Here is a 7,671-nt window from a genome sequence, read left to right on the forward strand (position 1 = left end):
ACGTCGTCCCCATGACCTCGACACACGAGCACCACCACGCCCCGGCCGACCTCTCCCCCGAGGAGCCGCCCCGGATCTCCGTCTCCCAGCTCCTCCCGGACGTCTACAAGGCGATGGTCCGGCTCGACATCGCCGCCCGCAACGGCCTGGACCCCGTCCTGGTCGAGCTGGTGAAGATCCGGGCCTCGCAGCTCAACCACTGCGCGTTCTGCCTGGACATGCACAGCAAGGACGCGCTCGCGGCGGGCGAGTCGGTCGAGCGGATCGTCCAGCTCAGCGCCTGGCAGGAGTCGCGGCACTTCTACACCCCGAAGGAGCTGGCGGCGCTGGCCCTGACCGAGGCGGTCACCGTCCTGACCGACGGCTTCGTCCCGGACGAGGTGTACGCGGAGGCCACCAAGCACTTCGAGGAGACCGAGCTGGCCCAGCTGATCGCCTCGATCTCCGTGATCAACGTCTGGAACCGCTTCGGCGTCACCGGGCGGCTGACCCCGGGCCACTACACACCGGGCGGCGTCAAGAGCTGATCACTCCCGGCCGAGGATTCCCGGCTGATCGCTCCCCCGCGAACGCGCGTCAGAACGGGTTGTCGTACGGGTCGAAGTGGGTCACGGCGATATCGAGGATCTCCTCGTGGCGCGGCCACTGGCTGTCGGGAGCGCCGACCAGCACCGCGTACAGCCGGCCGTCCGAGGCGGTGAAGACCCGTTCCACGACCTGCCGTCGGCCGCCGGACTCCTCGCTGTCGTACGCGTACACCAGCTCGGCCGCCTCGCCACCGAGCGGGTTGTCGACGGCCCCGACGCGGATCTCCTCGAAGCCGGGGTTCTCGCTGAGCCCCTCGGAGGCCGCGGTCACCGCGTCCAGCGCGGTCATGCCCGGCTCGGACACCCGGAAGACCTGGACCAGTTCGGTGCCGTCGAGGGGCTTGTAGAACACCGCGCCGGCCTCCTCCGACCGCTCGCCCCACTCCTCGGGCACGGCGATCCGGAAGCCCTCGGCGTCGTCCTGGGTGATGAACCCGGGCGGCGGCGAGGCGTCCGGGGACGCGGTGTCCGAGGCGCCCGGCGGGACCTCCTCGGAGCCGTCGGGGGCCTCGGTCGCCGGGTCGGCCGAGTCCGTGAACTCCTCGGCCCGGGTGCTCGCCGTCCGCCCCCGGGCGTCGTCCCGGCCGCCGTCGTCCCCGCCCGCGAGCGCGAACCAGAGCGCCGTCGCCCCGGCGGCGAGCACCGCCACGGTGAGCCCGGCGGCCAGCGGGGTGACCCGGTCGCGCGACGACCGGGGGGCGGTGGCCGTCGCGTGGTCCCCGGTGAGGTTGTTGTACGGGCCGGTCGGGCCCGGTACGGCATAGGGCCTGCTCTCCGTGTACGGGTCGGGGGCCACCGGCGCCCGGGGGTCCCCCGGCGGCACGGGAGGCGCGGGCGGCACCACCGGGGCGACGGCCGGCTGCGGGGGCAGCACGGGCGGTGGGCGGACGCCCGACGGCTCGGCCTCCCAGCGCTGTTCCTCGTCGTTCCACCGCACTCCGCCGCCCCCGGTCATCGCTCAGCCTCCCAGCAGGGCGGCCAGCGCCTGGCCCACCGCGACGCCGGACGCCAGGGTTCCGGTGAGGGTTCCGGCGGCGGTCAGCGCCTGCTGGAGCCGGGCGAGGCGACCCCGCTCGGCGGCTCCCGCCGTCTCGATCTCGTCCGCCACCGAGACCAGTTCCGCGTCGAGGATCTCCGTGGCGTCGGAGGCGGTGAACCGGGCGAGGTCGGCGCGCAGCTCCCGTACGGCGCGCAGCAGCTCGGCCTGGGCCTCGTCGGCGGGTGCCGCGTGCTGGTGCTGGGTGACGGTGTTGTGGTCGCCGATGGCGAAGGCGCTGCCGGTCACCGAGCCGATGTGCACGGTGCGCGGCGGCTGCTCGTCAGGGGTCTGGCCGGTCATTTCTCTCCTGCTTTCGGCTCTTTCGGCTCTTTCGGCTGTCGGTCCGTGGAGGCGGCCGGGCCCTTGGGGCCGGTTCCCGCGCCGGGGCCGGTTCCGGTGCCGGGCCCGGGGCCGGCTCTTCGACCGGGCCCGGGGCCGGAGGGCTTCGGCGGGCCGGAGCGCCGGACGTCGTTGTGGTCGCCGATCCCGATCGCGCTGTCCTTCGCCGACCCGATGAACACGCCGCCCGCGCCGACGTTGACGATCTTCTGCTCGAACTCGTCGGTCTCGTAGCCGGCTTCACGCAGCGCCAGCCGGACTCCGCCGTTCACCCGGTCCTCGATGCTCTTCAGATACCGGTTGATGTCCATGTCCTGGAAGAGGGAGGCGTCCTCGTCCGCGCCCAGCTGCCGGACGGAGAACGCGGGCCCTTCGGGCAGCGCCCCGGAGTTCCCCGCGGTGAGGAGCCGCCAGAAACTCACCGCGCCGCGCCCCAGGGCGACGACCGAGTCCACCAGGGAGGCCGGGGTGTGGGACACCGCCCAGACCGCCTTGCCGAACCAGTTGTTGTTGCGGTGCCGGTGGGCGATCCGGTCCGCGTCGCGGAACAGCGGGTGCACCGGCATCAGGACGTGGGGGGCGACCTCGAGCATCAGCATCCCGCCCTGGGTGTGGACCCGGACGAAGACGGTGACGACGACCTCCTCGTTCCAGCCGCCGACCCGGATACGCAGGAAGTGCCGCCTGCTCTCGCCGCCCTCCTCGACGGCGCGGCCTCGGTGCTCCTCGAACGCTCCGGGCCCGTACGGGGCGTCCTCGCGGCGGGTCATGCCGGCCATCGGCAGAAAGACGCACTCGTCGATCACCAGCTCGCGCAGCCGGTCCCGGACGGCGGCGGCGCCCTCGGCGGACCCGTGCGGGGACGGCACCCGGAGGGCCTCCAGCAGCGGCACGATCCGGCGCAGGATCTGCCCGTTGCCGAGCGGTTCGGCGGGGCCGTCCTCGCTCGGCCGGAGCTCGACCGCGAGGTTCCACGGCCGGTAGGGCGTTCCCGCGCCGCAGAACGGGTCCTGTTCGCCGTACATGACGAGCGGGGCGTGCTGTTCCAGCCGGATGCGCTGCTGGAGCCGCCGGAAACGGGTGTCCGCCGCGCGTTCGGCGGGGTCCGCGACGAGGTCGCCGAAGTTCTGCCGGGCCAGCTCCTCGGTCATCACGCGGGCGAACTGGCCGCGCTGGAGGCCGACCATGGCCACGAGCGAGACGATGGCCAGGACTGCCACCCAGGAGAACACGGTGAACACGTCGAAGACGTCCGTGCCGGAGCTGGAGTAGCTGTCGGCCCCGAAGGGGTCGGTGTCCGACGGGTAGGTGGCTGCCGGGTCGTAGGGACCGGGGGTCTCGTCCGGGTCGTCGTCCCCGAACAGACCGGTGACGGCACCCACGAAGACCGTGGAAACCCCGAGGAACAGGAACACCCGCCCGTACCAGCGCAGGAGGAAGGCCAGAACTCTTCGGAGGACGGACGGGTTCCGGCCGGTCCCGCGGATCCAGTGCGCCGCGGCCAGCAGGACGCACGGCAGGAACAGCACGCCGAAGAAGCCTCCGGTGAAGATCGAGGCCACCAGCCAGACGCCCAGGACGCCCGCCGCCCAGCGGAGTTCGGTGCGGCGGGCGCGCAGGGCGTGGGCGAGGACCCGGGCGGCGTCGAAACCGAGCGACGGGGCGACGACCCGATGCTCCTGGACGTACAGCTGGTCGATGACCGCGTTCCGGTAGCCGTCGTGCAGATGGGCCCCGGCGCAGAGCAGTCTGCACGCCTCGCTCGTGGCAGGGTGCACCGGCGGCTTCCCGAGCAGATCGTCCTGGCCCTGCGACGGCTGCGGCACGGCACTCCCGGTCACCGGCTCCTCTTTCCCTCTCGCGCTGCGCACCGTCCCGGCCCGGGGCCCTACGGAGACGGGGAGGGGGGGACGGCAAAGATCGAAAGGAGCCAAATGTAGCGGGGCCGGGGAGGCTTGGTCAGGCGATTGTCGGCCACATCTCGCCGGGCGGGAGACGCGGAAGCGCCCCCGGCGGCGGGTGCTGCCGGGGGCGCTCGACGTGGTGCGGGTGCGGGTCTCAGATGAGGCCGAGCCCGCGGACCGCGTCGCGCTCCTCGGTGAGCTCCTTGACCGACGCGTCGATGCGCGTACGGGAGAACTCGTTGATGTCCAGACCCTGGACGATCTCGTACTTTCCGTCCTTCGTGGTGACCGGGAAGGAGGAGATGATTCCCTCGGGGACGCCGTAGGAGCCGTCCGACGGGATGCCCATCGAGGTCCAGTCGCCGGCGGCGGTGCCGTTGACCCAGGTGTGCACGTGGTCGATGGCGGCGTTGGCGGCCGAGGCGGCCGAGGACGCGCCACGGGCCTCGATGATCGCGGCGCCGCGCTTGGCGACGGTCGGGATGAAGGTGTCGGCCAGCCACACCTCGTCGTTGACGGTCTCGGCGGCGTTCTTGCCGGCGATCTCCGCGTGGAAGATGTCCGGGTACTGGGTGGCCGAGTGGTTGCCCCAGATCGTCAGCTTCTTGATGTCGGAGACGGCGGCGCCGGTCTTGGCGGCCAGCTGCGAGATCGCGCGGTTGTGGTCCAGACGGGTCATGGCGGTGAAGCGCTCCGCCGGTACGTCCGGGGCGGCGGCCTGCGCGATGAGCGCGTTGGTGTTGGCCGGGTTGCCGACGACGAGGACCTTGATGTCGTCCGCGGCGTTGTCGTTGATGGCCTTGCCCTGCGGCTTGAAGATGCCGCCGTTGGCGGCGAGCAGGTCACCGCGCTCCATGCCCTTGGTGCGCGGGCGGGCGCCGACGAGCAGGGCTACGTTCGCACCGGCGAAGCCGACGTTCGGGTCGTCGGTGATCTCGATGCCGCGCAGCAGCGGGAAGGCGCAGTCGTCGAGCTCCATCGCGGTGCCCTCGGCGGCCTTGAGGCCCTGCGGGATCTCCAGGAGGCGCAGGTTGACCGGCACGTCCGGGCCGAGCAGGTGGCCGGAGGCGATGCGGAAGAGCAGCGCGTAGCCGATCTGGCCGGCTGCGCCGGTCACGGTGACATTCACGGGAGTGCGGGTCATGGCGGTCTCCGTTTAGACAGCTGGCGGTGGGGGTCCCGGCCCCTGGTGCCGGACCCTGGTGCTGGACGCTCTCCCCGCCCCGACGAATCTTGACGTGAAGAGATATCCAGCGGTCAGGCTATCGGACCCGGCCCGGCCGGGCCGCCCGCCCCCCTGTGGCACCGCACACAACCGGTCACGCACCGCACCGATGGGCCTGAGCCACGGGGCTCCTGGCTTCCGTCGGCCCGGGGCCGCCGTCACTCGCCCGGGCCGGTGCACCCCTTCGTGCCGGAGGTGAGCGTCGCGCAGGCCTTCGCGTCGGCCGCCTTCTTCACGGCGACCATCGGGGTGTACGCGTCGGTGTCCCCCATGACCTCGCTGTTCTGCGCTCCCTCGCCGGCGGTGATCCGCACGGTGTCGCCGATGGCCGCCTCGGTGAGCCGGGCCCAGGAGGCGGAGCAGACCTCGCTGTAGCGGACCTCGATCTTGCTGCCGCCGACCACGGCGCCGGCCACCGTACGGGCGAACTCGCCGCCGCAGCCCATCGCCTCGGGGTCCTTCCCGGCGCACTCCGCGCCGGTGCACTCGACGCCCACGGGCAGCTCCGCGGCGGCCTCGGTGGGAGCCACCGACGGGGTGGGGGTGGCCTTGGCCGCGTCGTCGCCCGGTGCGAGCAGCACCGCTCCGACCACGACGATCAGGGCGCCGACGGCCCCGACGGCGAGCATGGGGCCCTGCCTGCGGCCTCCGGGGGCCGTGCCCGGTCGGGTGCCGCGCACGTCCCGGCCGGAGCCCGAGCCGGAGCCGCGGCTGGTGCTCCCCGCCGTGTTCCGCTCCGGCCGCTGCCCACCCTGGTCCGCCCCGCCGTCGTACGGCCGGTCCTGGTGGCGGGCGGGGGGCGGCGCGGTGCCGCGCTGGGTGGGGACGAGGAGTTGGCGCGTGTCCTCGTCGCCGGGCTCGTAGGCCCCGCCGCCGTACGGGTCCTTGCCGTGGGCGTCGCGGGGCGGGGCGCCCGTGCCGGCGGGGGCCGCGGCGGCGGGGGCCGCGGCGGCGGGGGCCGCGGCGGCGGGAACCCGCGCGCCGGCGCCGGACGCGCTGGGCCGGCCGCCGGCGGAGGACCGGCCGGGCCGGCCGGCCGCCGGAGCGTCGGGAGCCGGCGTGCCGAACTCGCCGAGCGCGGCACGGGCCTGCGTGCTCCGGATGGCCTCCATCGTCATGTCGTGGCGCATCTCGGCCCGGCTCCAGGCCCGCTCCGCCAGCTCCCACATGGGCGTGAGGTGGTGCTGCGGGGTGCCCGTCACCTCGGCGAGGGCCACGACGGCTCCGCGCGGGGCGAGCAGCCGCCCGTCGAGATACCGCTCCCAGGACGTCTTGCTGTAACCCGTGCGGTCGGCCACCGCGTTGATGCTCAGCCCGCTGTGGTCGACGAGCCTGCGCAGCTGGCCGGCGAACTCCCTGATCTGCGGGTCCAGCTCTTCGGGCAGTGCCTTCCAACGAGGCATCGCGTTCCCCCCTCTTGTCCCCCGGACGTCATTGCTGTGCCCCGCTACGGCCGGTCCCCCGGTCCGCGCGTCCCCGGTCCGTCCGCCGCCGTCCGGACCGTCAGCTGGACTACCCACGAGGATGCGCGGAGCCAGGGTGTCAGTTCCTGACGAGGAGGCGCACGGAAGCGTCCGGGACGGGGTGCGTGTGTTCTCACGCGCCCCGAAGTCCGCGCCGGCCACTGCTCCGTCTGCTCCGTGCCGCTCTGTGCGCCGTGCCAGTCTGCCATCGTTGCGTGACGATCACACCGTGCCGGAATGGTCACTTCCGTGCCACAGGCCTCAGTGAGCGCTTGTTCCGGTCCTACCTGTCCATGACGCTGGAGTCGGGACGGGGCAAGGCCGCCCATCACGCCGCATACCGGGGCTTCCTGCCCGGTTGTCCCGTTCCACCGTGGTGTCCGTCCCTCCTCGGGGGTGGGGACGGACACCACGGACTGGAGGGGGCGGAACGCCCGTCGCCGGATGCCCGCTAGCGGATCGTGAAGCGGACCGCGTCCTCCAGGATCGGGACGTCGAGCCACGGCGCGGGCTGTGCGACGAGCGCGAGCAGCACGATCAACGTGCCCATCAGCCCGTACGTGACCAGGTCGGTGAAGCGGGAACGTACCGCCAGCATCCCGACCGAGGGCACCACCCAGCGCAGCACGGCACCGGCGATCAGCGCGCCGCCGATCAGGATCGTGCCGATGCGGAACGCCGGGTCGAACGGGTCGAGCACCACGATCAGCAGGCCGAGGCCCGCCGCGCAGAGCACGGTGAGCAGCGGCCACTGCCGGGCCGGGGCGGGCGCTTCGCCGGACGCGGCCCGCCCGCCGCCCTCGGGCCGGGCCGTGTCCCGCGTGAACCGCGGGAACCGCCGCGACCGGCGAGGCCGCCCGTCGGCCTCGTCCGGGGACGTGTCCGGGGCCTTGTCCGTGGACGTGTCCGTGCCCGTGGCCGTGGCCGTGTCCGTGCCGGTGCCCGTGCCCGTGGACGTGTCCGTGCCCGTGCCCTTATCCGTGGACGGAGCCGGGGCCGGGGCCTCGTCCGTGTCCGTGGAGGTCAACGGGGCAGTGTCCGTGCCCTGGGCCGTCGCGTCTGTGACGTCCGGGACCAGGTCCGGGTCCGGGCCCGGCCCGGTGGGCCCGGTGGA

The 7,671-nt window shown here is 73.5% G+C and carries 7 protein-coding genes; 1 reads left to right on the plus strand and 6 read right to left on the minus strand.

Features of this window, described 5'->3' with window-relative positions; genetic code table 11:
• Nucleotides 1-11 precede the first annotated feature (11 nt).
• Nucleotides 12-527, plus strand: a complete 516-nt coding sequence (locus ACH4KB_RS27290) for a carboxymuconolactone decarboxylase family protein (protein ID WP_398068537.1) — start codon at nucleotides 12-14, stop codon at nucleotides 525-527.
• 49 nt (nucleotides 528-576) lie between these two features.
• Here the strand turns inward: ACH4KB_RS27290 and ACH4KB_RS27295 are convergent, their stop codons facing one another.
• The 6 genes from ACH4KB_RS27295 to ACH4KB_RS27320 form a co-directional block, all read right to left on the minus strand.
• On the minus strand, nucleotides 577-1,542 hold the full coding sequence (locus tag ACH4KB_RS27295; RefSeq protein WP_398068538.1) for a serine/arginine repetitive matrix protein 2: 966 nt from the start codon (nucleotides 1,540-1,542) through the stop codon (nucleotides 577-579).
• Between the two features lie 3 nt (nucleotides 1,543-1,545).
• Nucleotides 1,546-1,926 (minus strand): hypothetical protein, encoded by a 381-nt coding sequence (locus ACH4KB_RS27300; protein ID WP_398068539.1) that lies wholly within the window; start codon nucleotides 1,924-1,926, stop codon nucleotides 1,546-1,548.
• The gene (locus ACH4KB_RS27305; RefSeq protein ID WP_398068540.1) at nucleotides 1,923-3,806 is read right to left on the minus strand and encodes a hypothetical protein; all 1,884 of its coding nucleotides are present in this window, start codon (nucleotides 3,804-3,806) and stop codon (nucleotides 1,923-1,925) included. The genes ACH4KB_RS27300 and ACH4KB_RS27305 overlap by 4 nt, the downstream gene beginning before the upstream one ends.
• A 217-nt stretch (nucleotides 3,807-4,023) precedes the next feature.
• Entirely contained in the window at nucleotides 4,024-5,013 is a 990-nt protein-coding gene (locus tag ACH4KB_RS27310; RefSeq protein WP_398068541.1) for a malate dehydrogenase, read from the minus strand.
• Nucleotides 5,014-5,252: 239 nt separating this feature from the next.
• Nucleotides 5,253-6,497 carry a helix-turn-helix domain-containing protein gene (locus ACH4KB_RS27315; RefSeq protein ID WP_398068542.1) on the minus strand — a complete coding sequence of 415 codons (1,245 nt, stop codon included), beginning with the start codon at nucleotides 6,495-6,497 and terminating at the stop codon, nucleotides 5,253-5,255.
• Nucleotides 6,498-7,008: 511 nt separating this feature from the next.
• Entirely contained in the window at nucleotides 7,009-7,635 is a 627-nt protein-coding gene (locus ACH4KB_RS27320; protein ID WP_398068648.1) for a DUF3017 domain-containing protein, read from the minus strand.
• Nucleotides 7,636-7,671: the final 36 nt, after the last annotated feature.

Source organism: Streptomyces sp. NPDC017520, from assembly GCF_044329855.1.
In the GTDB taxonomy this organism is placed as follows: domain Bacteria; phylum Actinomycetota; class Actinomycetes; order Streptomycetales; family Streptomycetaceae; genus Streptomyces.

Coding starts and splice junctions, on each gene's coding strand:
- ACH4KB_RS27290 (WP_398068537.1), top strand. CDS start 12: ATGACCTCGACACACGAGCACCACCACGCCCCGGCCGACCTCTCCCCC.
- ACH4KB_RS27295 (WP_398068538.1), bottom strand. CDS start 1,542: ATGACCGGGGGCGGCGGAGTGCGGTGGAACGACGAGGAACAGCGCTGG.
- ACH4KB_RS27300 (WP_398068539.1), bottom strand. CDS start 1,926: ATGACCGGCCAGACCCCTGACGAGCAGCCGCCGCGCACCGTGCACATC.
- ACH4KB_RS27310 (WP_398068541.1), bottom strand. CDS start 5,013: ATGACCCGCACTCCCGTGAATGTCACCGTGACCGGCGCAGCCGGCCAG.
- ACH4KB_RS27315 (WP_398068542.1), bottom strand. CDS start 6,497: ATGCCTCGTTGGAAGGCACTGCCCGAAGAGCTGGACCCGCAGATCAGG.